This is a genomic window from Arcticibacter pallidicorallinus (assembly GCF_003002875.1).
Lineage (GTDB): Bacteria > Bacteroidota > Bacteroidia > Sphingobacteriales > Sphingobacteriaceae > Arcticibacter > Arcticibacter pallidicorallinus.
Genome location: NZ_PVTH01000004.1, coordinates 228,152 through 246,519, shown reverse-complemented (window position 1 = coordinate 246,519; position 18,368 = coordinate 228,152). Strand labels below are relative to the sequence as shown.

At 44.6% G+C, this 18,368-nt stretch carries 14 protein-coding genes; 10 read left to right on the top strand and 4 right to left on the bottom strand.

Translation table 11 applies throughout. The features are described 5' to 3' along the window. Window positions 1-151 precede the first annotated feature (151 nt). The 3 genes from B0I27_RS08350 to B0I27_RS08340 all read left to right on the top strand — a co-directional run bounded on the left by B0I27_RS08350 (window position 152) and on the right by B0I27_RS08340 (window position 4,733). Window positions 152-2,614, top strand: a complete 2,463-nt coding sequence (locus B0I27_RS08350) for a glycoside hydrolase family 2 protein (RefSeq protein WP_106292780.1) — start codon at window positions 152-154, stop codon at window positions 2,612-2,614. A gap of 10 nt (window positions 2,615-2,624) precedes the next feature. Next, the gene (locus tag B0I27_RS08345) at window positions 2,625-3,827 is read left to right on the top strand and encodes a glycoside hydrolase family 88/105 protein (protein ID WP_245925460.1); all 1,203 of its coding nucleotides are present in this window, start codon (window positions 2,625-2,627) and stop codon (window positions 3,825-3,827) included. A 90-nt stretch (window positions 3,828-3,917) separates the two neighbouring features. Then, window positions 3,918-4,733, top strand: a complete 816-nt coding sequence (locus tag B0I27_RS08340; RefSeq protein ID WP_106292779.1) for a hypothetical protein — start codon at window positions 3,918-3,920, stop codon at window positions 4,731-4,733. A gap of 35 nt (window positions 4,734-4,768) precedes the next feature. Here the strand turns inward: B0I27_RS08340 and B0I27_RS08335 are convergent, their stop codons facing one another. Genes B0I27_RS08335 through B0I27_RS08320 form a run of 4 tightly spaced genes read right to left on the bottom strand, consistent with a single transcriptional unit; the run spans window position 4,769 to window position 6,494 of the window. Continuing rightward, the gene (locus B0I27_RS08335) at window positions 4,769-5,155 is read right to left on the bottom strand and encodes a DoxX family protein (RefSeq protein ID WP_106292778.1); all 387 of its coding nucleotides are present in this window, start codon (window positions 5,153-5,155) and stop codon (window positions 4,769-4,771) included. Between the two features lie 12 nt (window positions 5,156-5,167). Then, a complete protein-coding gene (locus B0I27_RS08330; protein ID WP_106292777.1) occupies window positions 5,168-5,599 on the bottom strand; it encodes an SRPBCC family protein in 432 nt (143 codons plus the stop codon). A gap of 32 nt (window positions 5,600-5,631) precedes the next feature. Then, window positions 5,632-6,033, bottom strand: a complete 402-nt coding sequence (locus B0I27_RS08325) for a VOC family protein (protein ID WP_106292776.1) — start codon at window positions 6,031-6,033, stop codon at window positions 5,632-5,634. Window positions 6,034-6,044: 11 nt separating this feature from the next. Continuing rightward, the gene (locus B0I27_RS08320) at window positions 6,045-6,494 is read right to left on the bottom strand and encodes an SRPBCC family protein (protein ID WP_106292775.1); all 450 of its coding nucleotides are present in this window, start codon (window positions 6,492-6,494) and stop codon (window positions 6,045-6,047) included. A 124-nt stretch (window positions 6,495-6,618) separates the two neighbouring features. On the opposite strand from B0I27_RS08320, the gene B0I27_RS08315 reads away from it, so the two are divergent. The 7 genes from B0I27_RS08315 to B0I27_RS08285 all read left to right on the top strand — a co-directional run bounded on the left by B0I27_RS08315 (window position 6,619) and on the right by B0I27_RS08285 (window position 18,368). After that, window positions 6,619-7,599, top strand: a complete 981-nt coding sequence (locus B0I27_RS08315) for a GlxA family transcriptional regulator (RefSeq protein ID WP_106292774.1) — start codon at window positions 6,619-6,621, stop codon at window positions 7,597-7,599. Window positions 7,600-7,774: 175 nt separating this feature from the next. Continuing rightward, complete coding sequence (gene uxuA, locus B0I27_RS08310) at window positions 7,775-8,977, top strand: mannonate dehydratase (protein WP_106292773.1); 1,203 nt, start codon at window positions 7,775-7,777, stop codon at window positions 8,975-8,977. 11 nt (window positions 8,978-8,988) lie between these two features. Next, entirely contained in the window at window positions 8,989-9,816 is an 828-nt protein-coding gene (locus B0I27_RS08305; RefSeq protein ID WP_106292772.1) for an SDR family oxidoreductase, read from the top strand. Window positions 9,817-10,052: 236 nt separating this feature from the next. Then, window positions 10,053-10,697: a cytochrome c nitrite reductase small subunit gene (nrfH, locus tag B0I27_RS08300; RefSeq protein ID WP_106292771.1), complete on the top strand. Its 645-nt coding sequence runs from the start codon at window positions 10,053-10,055 to the stop codon at window positions 10,695-10,697. 17 nt (window positions 10,698-10,714) lie between these two features. Beyond that, entirely contained in the window at window positions 10,715-12,202 is a 1,488-nt protein-coding gene (gene nrfA, locus B0I27_RS08295) for an ammonia-forming cytochrome c nitrite reductase (protein WP_106292770.1), read from the top strand. 97 nt (window positions 12,203-12,299) lie between these two features. Further along, window positions 12,300-15,431 carry a cytochrome c biogenesis protein gene (locus B0I27_RS08290; protein WP_106292769.1) on the top strand — a complete coding sequence of 1,044 codons (3,132 nt, stop codon included), beginning with the start codon at window positions 12,300-12,302 and terminating at the stop codon, window positions 15,429-15,431. A 117-nt stretch (window positions 15,432-15,548) separates the two neighbouring features. Continuing rightward, window positions 15,549-18,368 (top strand): M16 family metallopeptidase, encoded by a 2,820-nt coding sequence (locus B0I27_RS08285; protein ID WP_106292768.1) that lies wholly within the window; start codon window positions 15,549-15,551, stop codon window positions 18,366-18,368.

Genomic DNA, 18,368 nt, shown 5'->3' with positions numbered 1-18,368 from the left:
ACGTCCAGCATGGTAAGTATCAACAATTCTGAGTCGTTCGTTTGGGGTGTATATGGATGCGTAGACGCGTACTTTTTATAGTAACGGCTCTGATACGGAAATTTTAACGGCTAAGTCGTACTTTTGGTTTTTAAAGTACAAAGAAAGGTTCATGCTTAGATCTCTGCTTTCCGAACATACTGTTCATTCATCACTTAATTTCAAATTATTTTTGACCCTCATGATGCTGTCACTCTCTGCATTTACTTATGCGGATGACAGGAAACAACTTTTTGATAGGGGTTGGAAGTTTTATCTCGGTGCAGCAGAAGAGGCGAAATCGTTTGAATTTGATGACAGTCAGTGGCGCTCGGTGGATCTTCCTCACGATTGGAGTATTGAGCCAATAAAAAATCAAGTTCCTGGTAAAACGATAGGTCCATTCAGCAAGGAAAGTCCGGGTGGCGCCGCCACTGGCCAGACGCTGGGTGGGGAAGGTTGGTATCGAAAATCATTCACGATAGGTTCAGCTGACGCCGGCAAAAGACATGAATTGTATTTCGAGGGTATATACAACCAATCGGAAATATGGATAAACGGGAAAAAGGCAGGGGAGAACATGTATGGTTACAGTACCTTCCGCTTCGACATCACGCCATATTGTAATGCGCCCGGAGAAAAAAATGTAATTGCAATAAAAGTAGTTAATAAAGGGAAAAATTCCAGATGGTACGCGGGATCGGGCATTTACAGGCACGTTTACCTGATCAAGACGGGTCAATCGCATATAGATGATTGGCTTAGCTCTGTTCAGACCACTTCTATACAAAAAGATGAAGCGAGGCTGAGCATAGCTACAACCGTAATTCAATCTAAGGGCGATAAAGACCTAAGTATTGATGCAGTGCTGACAAGCCCGGAGGGGAAAGTTGTTGGCAAGGAACAAAGATCTGTTCCTTCTGCGGCAAATGATACTGCGGCATTGGCTTTTGATTTCATGGTATCTAATCCAAAACTATGGAATGTGACGACTCCCTCTCTTTACAGCTTGAAGTTGACATTGACCAATAAAAAGGGCGTTCAGGATATCGTTACCTTGCCTTTTGGCATTCGCACTATCGCTTTTTCTGTTGACAAGGGGTTCCAAATTAATGGAGAGACGCTTAATCTTAAAGGGGGATGTATTCATCACGACAATGGTTTGCTTGGTGCAGCTGCATACGATCGAGCTGAGGAAAGAAAGATTGAGTTGTTGAAAGCGAACGGATTCATCGCTATCCGATCTCACAATCCGATGTCGGAAAGTTTTATGCAAGCCTGTGATCGTCTGGGAATGTTAGTCATAAATGAAGCTTTTGATCAGTGGGAGAGAAAGAAAAATCCGGATGACTATCATCAGTACTTCAAGGAATGGAGTGCAAAAGATATCAAAGCGCTGGTATTAAGAGATCGTAATAAACCGTCAGTCATCATGTGGAGCATCGGTAACGAGATATATGAAAGGCTTACTGAGAGGGGTATGGAAATAGCAGCATACCTGAGAAAGGAAGTGCTGAAATACGATACTACCAGGGCCATTACAGCGGGAGTAAACAACCAGTGGGATAAAGAGCGTAAAAACAGGGTTCCGATTGACAATGCGTTTCGTTCGCTGGATGTGGCGGGATACAATTACATGTGGTCTGTGTATGAGCGTGATCATGTCAGATTCCCCGACCGAATCATGTTGGGTACTGAAAGTGTAGCCACCGAAGCTGCAGCTAACTGGGATAAGGTGGAAAGGTTACCTTACGTAATAGGAGATTTTATCTGGACTGCAATGGACTACCTGGGTGAATCGGGACTGGGCAGCTCCATTGAAGTCGATCCGACGGAAAATACACACTTTTTTCAGGATTGGCCGTGGTATAATGCCTGGTGTGGAGACATTGATTTGTTGGGTATTAAGAAGCCTCAGTCGTACTATCGGGATATCGTTTGGAAACGGCGGAACATTACGATGGCAGTAGAATTGCCCGCACAGCCAGGAAAGATCAGAAAAGTTAGCTTTTGGGGTTGGCCACAGGAAAGTCTGGAATGGAATTTTCCGGAACAAATCGGTAAAGAGGTTTCGGTAAATGTATATTCGAGGGCACCGATAGTCAAGCTGTTTCTTAATGGTAAGTTTCTGGCCGAACAAAAAACAGACAGCGTTTATAAAGCCACTTTCAAGACCCCGTATCATCCGGGAACGCTTAAAGCAGTGGAATATATCGACGGTGTAGCAGGTGACTCTATTGCACTGACTACTCCGGGAGAGAAAAGGATGTTGAGATTATCGGCGGATCTTAAAAAATTAGCGGCGGATGGGCAGTCACTCTCTCATGTGCTGATTGAACTTGTCGATCAGCATGGTCAGGTGGTTTTGGAGTCGGGTAGAATGATTGATATCTCATTATCCGGAAAGGCGGGTAAGATTGTTGCTTCGGGTAATGCCGCGCCAAGTGACATGGAGAGTTTCAATTCTCTACAACCGAAGTTATTTAATGGCAGGGCGATCGTTATACTCAGATCGGGATATGAAAAGGGTAGTGTATCTTTAAAGGTTAAATCGGAAGGGTTAAAATCTCGTAGTTTGAAAATTAGCGTAAAATAAAATTTATAGCATGAAGTACTCAAGAATCTTAATCGCCTGTGTGGGTGTTATGGTGTCAGTTGGATGTGCGTCACAAAAAGTATCGAATCAGAATGTGCAGCATATGGATTATGCCACGGAGATCAGTAACACCATTATGCACAAATGGCCGGATTCTTTGACCCGCCTGGATGGCAAATCAGCGGGATGGTCATACGATATTGGCTTGTATCTGGATGCTATGTCGAACGTTTATGCCAGGACAGGTAATCAAAAGTATTTTGAATACATTCGGCGTCAAATGGATAGATTTCTGTTGCCTGACGGAAAGATCAGGTATTACGGCCAGGAATCTTATAACATCGATTATGTTAGAAACGGTAAGATTATGTTGTATCTGTATGAAAAGACAGGTCAACAGAAGTATGCTGATGCAGCAAAATTTCTAAGACAACAACTGTACAAGCATCCGCGAACAAGTGAAGGCGGGTTCTGGCATAAGAAAGTGTATCCGCATCAGATGTGGTTAGATGGATTATATATGGGCCAGCCGTTTTATGCGCATTATTCTAAGCAGTTTAGTGAGCCGGAGAACTTTGATGACGTAGCCAAACAGTTTATCCTGATGGAGAAGAATGGGAGGGATGATAAAACGGGTTTGCTGCATCATGCCTGGGATGAAAAGAGAGAGCAGAAATGGGCTGATAAAACTACGGGTAAGTCGCCAAACTTTTGGGGACGTGCGATGGGTTGGTACGGTGTAGCCTTGGTTGATGTTCTGGATTATTTTCCGAAAGATCATCCTAAAAGAGCGGAACTGATAGCGATACTTAACCGATATGTGGAAGCTGCTGCTAAGGTGCAGAATCCGGATAATAATTTATGGTATCAGGTTTTGGATCATGCTGGGAGAGAAGGGAATTATCCGGAAGCGTCTGCTTCTTCGATGTTTGTGTACACGATGTTAAAAGGATCCAGATTGGGGTATATTCCTTCTAAGTTCAAGTCTATCGGGATGAATGGATATGATGGATTGATTAAGCAGTTTATTGTAAAGGGAGACGATGGACACTATCATCTCAACGGAACGGTTATGGTTTCCGGCTTAGGCGGGAATCCGTACAGAGACGGAAGTTACGAGTATTATATCAGCGAACCGGTTATCCAGGATGATCCGAAGGGGATGGGGGCTTTTATACTGGCCGCTAATGAGAGGCAGTTGGCGCGAGAATAATCTTGAGTTTGTAGTCGCGACTAGTTTGCATTCAGTATTCACGAAATTTGCTTAAATTGTGCTACACACTTATACAAAAAAACGACGATTATGAAAAGCCTATTCAACCTTATTCTCCCGGGTATTTTAGTACTCAGCCTGACATCCTGTTCAAAATATCATATCAATACCGTAAGCAGTAATAACATGCTTAAGGATAAGGGAACCGGAGAATTTCTGTTAGAGAATGATTCTGTGAAGATTTCTTATGGATTTGCCGGCAAGGATGCACCCGTTCGTGTAAAAGTATATAATAAGCTTCAAGTGCCCTTGTATGTAGACTGGGCGAGGTCGTCTTTGGTGTATAATGGCAACGCTAAGAGTCTTGTTCCGGACGAGATTAAGTTCGGGGGAAGTATTTCTACCGATACGAGAAATATCAGCGGATTGTCTTTGGCTGAATCGACCATGCAGGGAACGGTTCGGACCGCGAAGGAAGTTACTTTTATTCCTCCTAACTCAGGCATCGAGACAACTCTTCAAGCTTTTGAACATGAGTTTTTTAAGAATTTATCGGATTCTCTTTACAAAGAAACTGATTACCTTTCTACCTCTCAAGGAACCGTGAAAGTAAAGGCAGGCAATTTTGATTCTTCAAACACTCCTCTTGCGTTCAGAACGTATCTCACACTATATACGCAGGACGGACAAAAGAATACACCATTCTCTTTCGACAAATCGTTCTTCGTGTCAAAGTCGATAAGAACATCCGGGAAACCCCAGAACTTTTTTGAGTATAGCCAGCCATCCGCTGATGTTTTTTATAACTCAAGCACTACGGCCTACGGAAAAACGATGACTGGGGTAGGAGTCGCGGCAGCATTGGGTGCGGCGGCTATTGTACAACCAGCAGAGGGTCAAAAGTAGTTTTGTAATAGCTTAAAGTCTGGGCTTATAAGACGTTATTTTAGAGTTCGGTCATGCGAATGGATCTTTCTATTGTAGATATAAGACACCGCAAGTATAGCGAGGAAGGCTAGCGGCATTACCATGTATGCGATGTTCTTGTCGACTGCTGCATGGCTTATAAATGCAAAGATCAGGTTAAATGACAATCCCGCATACGCCCATTCTTTTAGCCTTTCGGGAGTTTTAGGATACGCGATTGCGATCACACCAAGCACTTTGCAGATGATGAGTGCGTAAGCGAAATAATCAGGGTAGCCCAGTGGTTTCGTGCCAGCGTTGACATATTCCGGCGCGAAGAGGACGGTGCTCAGGGGCATGACTCCTTCCCAAAGGACAAGGATAATGGTTGCCACCCAAAAGATGATCTTATTTTTTTTCACTGGTCGATGTTTTTAGATGGTTGACTTATTTGATTCTACGTAGTTGACGAAGTTGTTTAGAATGGCCTGCCAGCCTTGTCTCTGCAGCTCAGTACTATTTTCTAGTTCAGCGTCGAAAGTGGATTTGATCATGGTCTTACCTTCATTTTCTGAGAATGATGTAGTGACGGTCCTCGCATCGGGCATGGTGTATGCAATTTTTTTGTTGGGTTCAACTTCGTCATACTTTCCTTCGAAATCGAAGCCGTAACTTCCATCTCTGGCTTCCATACGGTGTTTGAACGAACCGTTTACCTGTAGATCGTTTTCGCTGTCCGGACAATGCCAGCTAGGATCTGCCGCGTTCCATTGAGTGATATGTTCTGGTGTGTTCCAGGCTTTCCAGACTGTGTCTGCCGGGGCATTCACTACTGCTTCTATTGATATCTTATTTTCTTTTGTCATGGTCAATTTGTTGGTTAACACTAATTATGCTATTAGATGCTCAGGACCCAGCTTACATCAAAAGGATCAGTTACCTCAACGAGTTTCCGCTCTTTGTGACTTGTGCTAAACTTTACATTCTCCGGTGATTCCAGCTTTTCAACGAGTTCCTGGCGGTCTTGTTCATTTGCGCAGGGGAGGAAAATGGAAAGATGATTTCCTATTTTCCTCCCTTTGTCGTGTACCAGGTCGGAGCCGTGAATGATAATCCTGTCAGAAACCAATGAGCCGATGATAATGGGCCTTTTAGGGTCACGATACAGTTCTTCATCAAAAGTTTCTAAGTGAAGGATGCCACCAAAGCAGCGCTGGTAAAAGTTGAGTGCTTTTTTACAGTTTCCGGAGAAGGTTATAAAGACTCCACTTGTTAAATTATCTCTATCTTTTAGCAGCATACGGTGTAAGATTATGCGTCAGGGATTTCGGGTTCTACAAGTTTTTTCAGTTTTTCCAAGGACTCTTGCCAGCCGAGGTAGCACATGTCTGCCGGTATAACTTCCGGGATTCCTTCTTGCACTATCTTAAGCTCAGTGCCGGAGGAAACCCTGCTCAGCCAGATCGATGTAACGGTTTCTCCCGGTAAATTGGGATCGTCAAATCTGTCGCTGTACCTGATGAACTCGTCTGGCCTTATCTCTAAATATTCACCTCCGAAAGAGTGACCGTTTCCGGTGCTGAAATTGATAAAGCTCATCTTGAACTTGCCACCTTCTCTGAAGTCCATTTCATGAACCTGGCACAGATAGCCATAAGGGGGAAACCAAAATGAATTGGCCGTCGGGTCGGCGAAGGCACGGAACAATTTTGCCGGACTCGCCTTGATTACTCTGTGTAGTGTGACTGTATTGTTATTCATTGGATTAGCATTTACTTAACAAAGATGCTACTGATCCTGAACTTTAATATGTTATGAAAGCGACAACTTTAGGGGTGGTTTGCGACAATACTATTTTGTAACTTGGTGTTAAGCACCATCAGATATGAGGGTATCCGTTTTTGTTCCTCTACACGGCGTGATAGAAGCTATTACTCCGGCATTCAGAACGTTTCATACGGCGAACGAGTTTTTAGTCGCGTCTGGCAAAAGGCCTGTTTTCGATGTGGAATATGTTGGGCTAACGGAGTATGTATCTGCTAGCGGGGGTGAATACATGGTCAGAACGACCAGATTGCTTAAAGATGTCGCCGAGACAGATCTGCTTATTATACCGCCTACTTTCGGTAACGCGGTGCGGGGGATAGAGGCAAACGCTGAAGCTATTCCTTACTTCAGAAAGCTTCGTCAACAAGGAAGTAGTCTGGCCAGCCTGTGTGCTGGTGCTTTTCTTTTAGCAGAGACGGGTCTGTTGAGTGGCAGAAAGTGTTCTACCCATTGGGCCCACATCAATAGCTTTAAGGAAAGATATCCGCTGGTGGAAATCGAAGATGGTGCTATTGTTACGGAGCACGATGGCATTTATACCAGTGGGGGTGCGAACAGCTTGTGGAATCTGTTATTGTATCTTGTGGAAAAGTTTTCAGATCGTGAAACCGCTGTAATGATCTCCAAGTATTTTGCAATAGACATCGGGCGGGAGAGTCAGGCGCATTTTGCGATTTTTACGGGACAGAAAAATCACGGTGATCCGGCTATTCAGAAAGTACAGGACTACATAGAAAGCAAATATGAGGAGCGGATTTCCGTCGACGATTTGGCGAATCTTCTCCACGTTGGTCGCAGAACGTTTGAGCGGAGGTTTAAAGATGCCACGAACAACACTCCAATCGAGTACTTGCAACGCGTGAGGATGGAGGTAGCTAAAAAGCATCTTGAGGCTTCGCGGAAAAATGTTGCTGATGTGATGTATGATGTGGGCTATACGGATACGAAAGCCTTTCGGGATATGTTCAAAAAAATAACCGGCTTGACACCCATTGAGTATCGAAATAAATTTGCTAGCCTCCCGAAGATTCGCGACTGACGAATTTCGTCAACAATCATTTCCAGATCCCTGAATCATTTCCTTAAATATTATCTCAAATGAAATAACAACCGATTGTTATTTCATTTTAATTTATACTTTTACGTCAACGAACTACGAATAACCTAAATGAGATGAAACCTCGTTTCGATCTTAATTACTTAACAAAATCAATATGGCTTTAGAAAAAACCTGGAGATGGTTTGGAGTTAACGATAGTATAACACTCGCAGAACTACGCCAGTTCGGTGTCGAGGGTATAGTGACTGCGTTGCATCACATAAAAGGCGGGGCGGTCTGGCCCGTCGAAGAGATTATGGCTGTCAAGAATGAGATTGAACGCCATGGCATGCGCTGGAGTGTGGTAGAAAGTCTGCCCGTTTCGGAGGAAATAAAGATCTGCAGTGACAAGCGTGCCGAACTGATAGAGAACTATAAGATTTCAATGCGTAACCTTGCTGCATGCGGCATTGATACGATATGCTATAATTTTATGCCTGTGCTGGATTGGGCAAGGACGGATCTGCACTACCTGAATGAAAATGGCGCGGAGTCTATGCTCTATGATCATGAGACTTTCGCGGCCTTTGATATTTTTATTTTGGAACGTCCTGATGCGGAAGGGGATTATCCTTCACATGTCGTGGATAAGGCGAGACAAATTTTTGAAGGCATGAGCGAAGAGGAACAAAATACGCTCGCTTACAATATTATCGTGGTGACTCAGGGCTTCATAAACGGTACAGTAGGTAATGTTAGCAATTATAAGCAGATCTTCCTGGATTATCTAAGCCGCTATGATCATATTAACCGTGACACCTTGAGAACGCATCTTTCACGTTTCTTAGAGGATGTTTTGCCGGTGGCTGAGGAGTGCGGCATCAATATGTGCATTCATCCGGATGACCCGCCTTTTCCGTTGCTGGGACTGCCCAGGATAGCCAGTACTGCTGAGGATTTCGCGTGGATATTTAACGAGCATCCTTCTTTGAACAACGGCCTGACGTATTGTAGTGGTTCTTTGTCGGTAAGAGAAGATAATGACCTTGTGGAGATTGCGCGGACTTTTGCAGAAAGGGTTCACTTTGTGCACCTGAGGAATATCAAAAGGGTTGGAGAGAGAAGTTTTTACGAATCTGCGCACCTGGATGGAGTCGCCAATATGTATGGCATCTTAAAGGTCCTGCTGGAAGAGCAGCATAGGAGAGTGGCAGTGGAAAGAAAGGATACACGCATGCCTTTCAGGCCGGATCATGGATTGAAGATCCTGGATGACTTTAACAGGAAGAGTAATCCCGGTTATCCGCTGGTAGGGAGGATGAAGGGCTTCTGCGAGATTTCGGGACTGGAGCTTGGTATTGAAAGTGCTTTAAAATAATTTATATACTAATGATAAACGAAGGAAATTCATTGTTTGACCTCAGCGGGCGGGTCGCCGTTGTGACGGGTGCCGGCGGTGTACTGGGTGGAAGTATTGCCGCCAGTTTGATGAGAGCCGGTGTTAAAGTGGTAGCTACTGATATCCGCCAGGAAAACCTGGATACGCGTGTGGCGGAGTTAAAACACATCCACGAGGATGTAATAGGTGTTGCGGGAAACGTACTGGATCTGGAAAACCTAAAAGAACTCGCACAGACCGTTAAGAAGCAGTGGGGTAGGATTGACATTCTGGTGAACTGTGCGGGCGGTAATGTTCCGGGCGCGACCCTGAGAGAAGATCAGAATGTGTTTGATATGAAGATTGAGGATTGGGAGAAGGTTACCAACCTGAATACAAACGGTACGGTTTACCCTTGTCTTGCTTTCGGCGAGGTAATGGCAGAACAAGGAAGCGGCAGTATTATCAATATTTCTTCCATGGCTACTTATTCGGCGATTACTCGTGTTCCTGGATATTCGGTATCAAAGTCAGGTATCAATATTTTCACACAGTGGCTGGCTACAGAGATGGCTTTGAAATTTGGTGAGAAAGTTAGGGTTAATGCATTGGCTCCCGGCTTCTTCATCGGCGATCAGAATCGTGCGGTATTGATAAATCCTGATGGAAGTTACACGGAAAGAAGCGTCAAAGTCCTGGCCAGAACGCCGATGAACCGGTTCGGGGATATCTCTGAACTAAATGGTGCCGTTCAGTTTTTATGTTCGGATGCGGCCAGCTTTATTACTGGAGTAATCTTGCCGGTAGATGGTGGGTTCACAGCTTTTAGCGGCGTCTAAAGCAGCTATCTGTAAGGTTCTTCGAAGCCGTAAGTCTGAAAAGAGATTTACGGCTTTTTTATTGTTAGCCTGGGCCTCCATTGAGTCGGCGTGAGTCCAAATATCTTTCACAAAAACTATTTAAATATTTCTCGGTTAAAAAAATATGTGAAGTTTTACAAATTTGTGAGAATTTCATTATAGATTTGAACAGTTTATGACAAAGCATAGACAATTGACGAACTAGTTAGAACCTTATGACGAGATTTCGAAAGTTAAAACGCTTTCTCTTCAAGTACAACCTGATACCAACAAAGAAATGGCGTCCGGCGGCAATAGTCGCTGTTGCTTCATTTATAGGCCTGGGATTGTATATAGTAAGGCTAAGCAACGCCGCTTCATATCTTTCAGATGATCCGCAGGCATGTGTCAACTGCCATTTGATGACTCCACAGTATATTACTTGGAATCACAGTTCTCATCGGGAAGTTGCAAATTGCAATGACTGCCACGTTCCACACAACAACGTGTTTAACAAATATTTCTTTAAAGCTAAGGATGGCTTGTATCATGCTTCCATCTTCACGTTAAGAGCCGAACCTCAGGTGATAAAGGCCAAAGAACCTTCTGTAGAAGTGATTCACGATAACTGTATTCGCTGTCATAGTGATCAGGTAACGGATGCGAAGCTTGTTGGTTTTGTTGAGGATCATTTTGAAAAACGTACTGACCGGACCTGCTGGGACTGTCACCGAGAAGTACCTCATGGAAGGGTGAAGAGTCTTTCGTCAACCGGACTTCAGATCGAGCCGATCAGGGCGCATGCGCCTCCGGGAACCAAGGTGGTGCCGGACTGGCTTGAGGAATCCATGAGCCAAAAAAAGAATAAAGAGAAAAACTGAGTACAAAATATAATTCGATGAAAAACTGGATATTATTTATTGCAACAATTGTCGTCGTGTTCCTGCTTTCTATGCTTGTCTATTCGATAATGGATAGGAAGACAGAAGCCAGGTTTGCTTACCACCCTCAGGTAGCTATTGAGGGTATTGAGCCTCGTGATTCACTTTGGGGAATGAACTATCCGAGACAGTATCAATCCTACCAGAAAACGCTTGATACTACTTTCAAGAGTAAATATAATACGAGCGGTTTCCGCGATGCGCTAGAAGAAAATCCGGAAACTATTATCCTTTGGGCAGGATATGCATTTAGTAAAGGCTATAACCAGCCAAGAGGGCACAACCATGCCATACGTGACGTATTGAGCTCTGTGCGTATCGGTGCTCCAAAAGATCCGGAGGCAGATAATATGCCGAGCACATGTTGGACCTGTAAAAGCCCGGATGTTCCCCGCTTGATGAGTGAGCTGGGCGTAACCGAGTTCTACAGTAAGAAGCTGTCTGATTTTGGTAGTGAAATTATCAACCCTATCGGTTGTGCGGATTGTCACGATCCCAAGACCATGAATCTGACGATAACCAGACCAGCTTTGATCGAAGCGTATGAGGCTATGGGTAAAGACATCAATAAGGCATCTCACCAGGAAATGCGTTCGCTGGTCTGCGCTCAATGTCACGTCGAATATTACTTTGATAAGAATAAGCCAGATGCGAAAGGTGCAGCTTACGTTACATTTCCATGGAAAGATGGTTTCACCGCGGAAGATATGGAGAAATACTACGACAGCATCGATTTTGCGGACTGGGTTCACCCATTGAGCAAGGCTCGCATGCTGAAAGCGCAGCATCCTGATTATGAAATATATTCGTTCGGAGTTCATGCCAAGCGGGGAGTATCATGTGCTGACTGCCATATGCCATACGGTACTGAGGGAGGACAGAAGTTCACTGATCACCATATCGGCTCTCCATTGGCAAATGTTGAAAACTCATGTTTCGTTTGTCATCGGGAAAAAGTATCTGATCTTGTTAATGACGTTTATGAGCGTCAGGGCAAGGTAAAGCAGGGTGTGATGCAATTGCAACGTCACATTGCGATGGCTCACCTGGAGGCTGAAAAAGCCTGGAAGCTGGGAGCGACTGAAGCAAAGATGGCTAAGATTTTAAAGGGAATCAGGAATGCACAATGGAGATGGGATTATGTCTCTGCTTCTCATGGAGCTGGTTTCCACGCACCATTGGAGTCGAGCCGTATTATCGCTTCCGGTTCTGCGATTATTCAGGACGCCCGTGTTGAGCTGGCCAGGGTGCTTGCTTCTCTTGGTCATACAGAGCCGGTACAAATGCCAAACTTAAGTAGCAAATCTGCACTTCAAGCCTACATAGGAATAGATCTTGAGAAAGAGAAAGTTCAAAAAGCAAACTTTTTGGAGCAGGTTGTCCCTAAATGGCTAAAAGAAGGTAAGGAGCGCGAAGCGAAACTTAAAGTGAATATGCTTCAGTAATCCGACCCAGCGAAGCAATCAATTTGTTTTCCAGTGAGAACTCAAATTCTCTCCCTGCCCGGGCTTACAACAAGCCCGGGCATTTATACGCCCAAGCATGACATATTTAAAATTCCTTCTATCTACCCGTATATCCCTGGTTCTTTTAATTGCGTTCGCGTTATCAAATGCTGCTGCTACGTTCATTGAAAATGATCATGGAACAGCTGTTGCGAGAGGACTCGTGTATGAAGCCTGGTGGTTTGAGCTAATTATGCTCTGGTTGGCGGTAAATTTTCTGGCCCATATAGATAAATATAAACTGTTTCATAAGAACCGTTGGCCGGTGGGACTATTCCACGTTGCTTTTGTTATCATCATTGTCGGCGCCGGCGTTACCCGGTATTTCAGTGAGGAAGGTTTGATCCATATTCGGGAAAAACAGAAAGAAAGTACTTTTTTCACAAACGCACGTTATCTGCAGATCAAGCAGCTTGGCGTAAACGAAGGTAAGCGATTTGAGAAACCATTGAGCTTGATCAGCCATAATTTTAAGCCTGTTACTTTAGGGGCGGAGTTCGGTGATGAGGAGTTTGAGGTGACGTTTGAGGATTTCATAACCAAGGCGAAGGAGGAGATCATTGGGGGTAGTAATACTTATCTGGACGTCGCTGTTGCAATGGGAGAGGGAAGAACGGATTATTTTATTACTTCGGGCAGCGTATTACAAATGGGTGAGATCGTACTGGGTACGGAGGAGCAGGCAAAGAGTAACATTAAAATTTTCAAGAAAGACAGCATTTGGGTCATTAAATCCGACGTTCATCTTCAGGTCATGGAGATGGCCACTCAGAAGATAGGCGTTCTTCACGCTGCTGAGGTGAAACCCTTGCAACTCAGATCGCTTTATCAATGGGATGGGGGGGCGTTTATAGTAAAGGTTATTCACGAGAATGCGTCTGTGAAGTACAGCAAAGAAACCGATGAACAGATGGCAAAGGGCTTAGCGGACGTAGTAAGATTGAAAATAGCTGATCGCAATGGTAAAACGGTGATGTCTGACTATATCAAGTTATCCAGCCTGGATCCGGCATGGCATTCATTCACTGCCAACGGTAAACAGTATTCAGTGACATATGGACCTCGCGCGGAGGTGTTACCTTTCGCGCTTTTTTTGAGGGAATTTGAACTGAAAAGGTATCCGGGAAGTCAGAGCCCAGAGAGCTATGCCAGTGAGCTGACTGTTATGGACGATAAAAAGGAGTTTCCATACCGTGTATATATGAATAATGTGCTTGATTATAAGGGTTTCCGATTTTACCAGTCGTCTTATGATACTGATGAAAAGGGAACGGTTCTTTCGGTTAGCCGTGATCGGCCGGGCACCTATTTGACATATCTTGGTTATACATTACTAACACTTGGAATGTTTTTGACGCTTTTTGCCAAAGGTAGCAGGTTCAGAATGTTGAATAAAAAACTTCACAGTATGCGGAGGAAAGCTGGTGTCGCAAGTGTTTTTGCTATGCTTTTTTTAGCTGGTACAGTTGGTGCACAAACGCAGCAGGTTCCAAAGATTGCGGTAGTGCCTGAGGAAAAGGCCGCCAATTACGGTCGATTGATTGTTCAGGACCTGGATGGACGTATGAAGCCGCTCAACACACTGGCCAATGAAATCGTCCGCAAGCTTAACGGGAAATCTCGTATTACGGTTCCTTCAGCTGATGGAGACATTCAAATGTCTTCAGAACAGTTTCTGCTTGCGGTTCAATTAGACCCTATACTTTTTAGTCAGATGCCGGTGATAAGGATTGACAGGGAGAAGTCTACCCTTGCATTCAAGGCTCTTGGTATCCAACCGGCCGACAGGATCAGTTTTAAAGCTTTCCTGAATGATAAGGGCGACTATCTGCTCCACGAGCTCGTTGAAGAAGCGAACAAGCTGAAGCCTGCAGAACGGAATGAGGGGCACAAGGAACTGCTTAAAACCGATGAACGTTTTAATATTTTCTATGCATTGCTGACCGGAGATTTCTTGCGCATATTTCCTAATAAGGGCGACAAGAATAATACCTGGTTCACCAGTCAGCAATCTCAAAGCGGGTTTGAAGAAGAAGATGCAACTTTTGTAAAAAATATTACGTCGCTTTACCTGACCGGACTTCAGAAAGGCCTTCAAAAGAACAACTGGAAGCAAGGTGACGAAGCGCTGGAGTATATCCATCTGTTTCAGCAAAAAGCAGGAGAGCGTGTTTATCCCTCAGAGCAATTGATAAAGGTTGAACTGCTTTATAACAAATTGAATCTTGGTAATAAGCTGTTTGGAATCTTCTGGGTATTAGGTTTCCTGATGTTAGTTCTCGGTATCGTTATGCTGTTCAGAGAATCCAAACTGATGGAAGGTTTATGGACCAGTGGGAAATGGCTGACATGGGCTGGTTTGATTGTTTTCACTTTCCATCTTGCCCTGCGTTGGTATATCGCCAAACATCCCCCATGGAGTGACGGATTCGAGATGCTTGTTTTTGTCGCCTGGGGTGTTTTGCTGTTCGGCCTGCTTTTCTCTGGCAAGTCGCGTTTTACGGTTCCTTTAGGTTTGCTGTTCTCAGGTACGCTGCTGTTTGTAAGCTTCCTTGACTGGCTAAATCCGGAAATCACCAACCTCATGCCGGTGTTGCATTCTTATTGGCTCAAAATCCATGTTGCGATAATCGTTAGTTCTTATGCTCCTTTGGCCCTTGCGGCGATACTTGCACTACTGAATCTGATGTTTATCATTTTCAAACCGAAGACGCCTACGGCTAACTGGTGGATTAGCATGCAAGAGTTGACGATAGTAAACGAACTAGCTATAACGATAGGTTTGTTTTTGCTCGCTATTGGTACCTTCTTAGGAGGGGTTTGGGCGAACGAAAGTTGGGGACGCTATTGGGCCTGGGATCCGAAGGAGACCTGGGCACTTATTTCGGTGATTATCTACGCTTTCGTATTGCATCTGAGGTTGATTCCGGCTTTGAGAAGTGCGATCGTCTACAACCTTGCGAGCTTATGGGCATTTTCGTCGATCATTATGACATCCTTCGGTGTTAACTATTATTTGTCCGGTTTACATTCCTACGCTGCTGGAGACCCTGTTCCAGTGCCTGTATGGGTTTACTGGGTTGTGGCAGTATTGGCGCTCATCTCGGTAATAGCGATTATTCAGCACAGGAAGATGTCTGCTGAAACCAGGAAAGGGCTGGTTGTCTAGTTAAACGATTCATTCTGATGTAAGGTATAAAGTTTTCGAGGTTATCGATTTTTACACCATTGATTTCTCTATGGTGTAAAAATCGTATCTTTCAGCCTGTTACTTTATCTGACATCAATGAAATATCTTAACCGTATCGTTATCATGCTTGTTGCCTTAGGCTCAAGCACTTTGCCGTCATCGGCTCAAACCAAGCTGCCATTAGATCCGCAGGTTAAAACCGGCAAGCTAGCTAACGGCTTTACTTATTATATACGAAAAAACACCGAACCCAAAGCGCGTGTGCAACTCTACCTTGCCATCAAGGCCGGATCTATTCTGGAAAATGACGACCAGCGCGGACTGGCACATTTCATGGAACACATGAGCTTTAATGGGACGAAAAACTTCCCGAAGAATGAGCTTGTCAGTTATTTGCAGAAGTCGGGAGTTCGATTTGGTGCTGATCTAAATGCGTATACCAGCTTTGACGAGACGGTATATCAGCTTCCCCTGCCTACAGATGATCCTCAGCTTCTAAAGAACGGAATGCAGATTATGCGTGACTGGGCGCAGGACGCTTTGCTGGATGCAGATGAGATTGAGAAGGAGCGGGGCGTTGTGCTGGAAGAAAAGCGACTTGGAAAAGGCGCCCAGCAGAGAATGCAGGATAAGTATCTTCCAACGATTCTTAACAGTTCCCGTTATGCGAACCGCCTGCCAATAGGCACTGACGAGGTGTTGAAAGGTTTTAAGGCCGAGACCATCACTCAGTTTTATAAAGACTGGTACCGCCCGAACCTTCAGGCTTTGATCGTTGTGGGGGATATTGACGTTGCACAGATCGAAAAGATGATCATGGATAAGTTCGCTGATCTGAAGAATCCGTCCAAAGAACGCAAGCGAATCGACTACAAGATTCCCCTGCTGAATAAAAATCAGTTTGTTGCTGTTACCGATAAGGAGATGCAGTACACGGTTGCTCAGGTAATTATCAAGCATCCGGAAAAAGAAATTAAGACGACGTCTGACCTTCGACATAATATCATACGTTCCCTTTATAATCAGATGATGGGTGCAAGATTTGGGGAGCTGATGAAACAGGCGGAACCACCGTTTCTGCAGGGTGGGAGCAGTATCAGCTCATTCCTGGCGGGTCTTGACGCCGCAAGTGCTGTGGTTGTAGCGAAACCAGGTGAGCTTGAAAAAGGCTTTAATGCCGTGTTTACCGAGGTCGAGCGTGTAAGGAAGCATGGATTTACAGCAACTGAGCTGGAGCGTGCAAAGGCATCGTATATGAGTGGTATGGAAGCTGCACTGAAGGAAAAAGATAAGACCAATTCGGCGTCTTATGTTCAGGAATACCTTCAGTTGTTTTTGAAGGGAACGGCAAGTCCGGGTATCGACTATGAATACAACTTTGCGAAGAAGGAAATTCCGCGTATTGCGCTAAATGAAGTGAATAGTCTTACCAGGCAGTACTTGACTGAAAACAACCGGGACGTGATTATTATGGCTCCGGATAAGGAAAAAGAGAGTCTGCCTACGGAAGCTAGGGTACGTTCATGGATCCAGTCGATCGCCGGTTCCAGTATTGCAGCATATGTGGATCAGGTATCGGATAAGCCGCTGATGGCACAGGCGCCTGTGGCAGGGAAAGTCGTTTCTGAGACGAAAAATGAAAAGTTGGGCTTTACCGAGCTTACGCTGAGCAATGGTGTAAAGGTTGTGCTTAAGCCGACCGACTTTAAGAATGACGAGATACTGATCAGTGCTTTCAGTCCGGGTGGTACTTCATTATATCCCGATTCACTGTATGAGACTGCCTCTTTCGCCAGTTCAATTGTGGCAAGAAGCGGTATCGCATCCTTCAATTCTATTCAGCTGCCGAAATTGCTAAATGGAAAGAGGGTGAGCGTAAGTCCGTATATTACTGAACGCACGGAAGGCATATCTGCATTCGCAGCCCCAAAAGACCTGGAAATCGCTATGCAGCTGATTCATCTTTATTTTACGGAGCCGAGGATGGATAAGGATATTTTCCAATCGACCATGCAGCAGCAGCGGGGCGCTTTGGCTAATCGGGCTAACGATCCGAACAGCGTATTTGGTGATACGATATCCGCGGTGTTGGGCAATTACAGTATTCGTAGAACCGGACCAAGCATTGAGAAGCTTAACATGGTTAGGGAAGGCAAGCTGCTTAATATCTATAAAGATCGTTTCGCTGATGCGAGCGACTTTACATTTACATTTGTAGGGAATTTTGAACTTGAGCAGATAAAGCCTCTCCTGGCTACTTATCTAGGATCATTGCCGTCCACAAGTCGTGTTGAGGAAGCAAGAGATCTCAATATCAACACACCGGAAGGGCTTATCACAAAAAAGGTATATAAAGGACAGGAGCCTAAAGCTACGGTACGACTGGTATTCAGTGGCTTTTATGAATATAATGAAGATAATAATAATCAGATTCAAGCCTTGGGCGAGGTTCTGCAGATTAAGCTGATTGAGCGCCTGCGTGAATTGGAAAGTGGCGTGTATAGTCCCGGGGCCAGAGCAGGATATAGCAAGTTTCCAAAAAATAGGTATTCTTTCACTGTGTCTTTCGGTTGCGGACCAGAGAATGTCGAGCGTCTGATTGCCGCTACTCTGGATGAAATCGAGAAAATAAAGACCAAGGGCGCCGACGCTTCAGATGTTGACAAGTTTCTTGCAGAAGAAAGAAGGACCACGGAGCTGCAGTTAAAGCAAAACAGCTTCTGGTCAAGTTACCTGAGCTCAGCCTATCAGCTTAAAGATGATCCTGAAGAAATCCTCACTTATCTGGATTCGTTAAAAAAGATCACTCCAGAGAGCCTGAAGGCAGCTGCGAACAAATATTTAAGCGGGAAAAATATGATCAAGCTGATTTTGCTTCCTGAATCTGAGACCGCAGTGAAGGCTAAGGCTAACTAG

What these genes read in the sequence shown, in the direction of transcription:
- B0I27_RS08315 (WP_106292774.1), top strand. Translation starts at nt 6,619, where the DNA reads ATGAGGGTATCCGTTTTTGTTCCTCTACACGGCGTGATAGAAGCTATT.
- uxuA (WP_106292773.1), top strand. Translation starts at nt 7,775, where the DNA reads ATGGCTTTAGAAAAAACCTGGAGATGGTTTGGAGTTAACGATAGTATA.
- B0I27_RS08350 (WP_106292780.1), top strand. Translation starts at nt 152, where the DNA reads ATGCTTAGATCTCTGCTTTCCGAACATACTGTTCATTCATCACTTAAT.
- B0I27_RS08305 (WP_106292772.1), top strand. Translation starts at nt 8,989, where the DNA reads ATGATAAACGAAGGAAATTCATTGTTTGACCTCAGCGGGCGGGTCGCC.
- B0I27_RS08345 (WP_245925460.1), top strand. Translation starts at nt 2,625, where the DNA reads ATGAAGTACTCAAGAATCTTAATCGCCTGTGTGGGTGTTATGGTGTCA.
- B0I27_RS08330 (WP_106292777.1), bottom strand. Translation starts at nt 5,599, where the DNA reads ATGACAAAAGAAAATAAGATATCAATAGAAGCAGTAGTGAATGCCCCG.
- B0I27_RS08320 (WP_106292775.1), bottom strand. Translation starts at nt 6,494, where the DNA reads ATGAATAACAATACAGTCACACTACACAGAGTAATCAAGGCGAGTCCG.
- B0I27_RS08325 (WP_106292776.1), bottom strand. Translation starts at nt 6,033, where the DNA reads ATGCTGCTAAAAGATAGAGATAATTTAACAAGTGGAGTCTTTATAACC.
- B0I27_RS08290 (WP_106292769.1), top strand. Translation starts at nt 12,300, where the DNA reads ATGACATATTTAAAATTCCTTCTATCTACCCGTATATCCCTGGTTCTT.
- B0I27_RS08340 (WP_106292779.1), top strand. Translation starts at nt 3,918, where the DNA reads ATGAAAAGCCTATTCAACCTTATTCTCCCGGGTATTTTAGTACTCAGC.
- nrfA (WP_106292770.1), top strand. Translation starts at nt 10,715, where the DNA reads ATGAAAAACTGGATATTATTTATTGCAACAATTGTCGTCGTGTTCCTG.
- B0I27_RS08285 (WP_106292768.1), top strand. Translation starts at nt 15,549, where the DNA reads ATGAAATATCTTAACCGTATCGTTATCATGCTTGTTGCCTTAGGCTCA.
- nrfH (WP_106292771.1), top strand. Translation starts at nt 10,053, where the DNA reads ATGACGAGATTTCGAAAGTTAAAACGCTTTCTCTTCAAGTACAACCTG.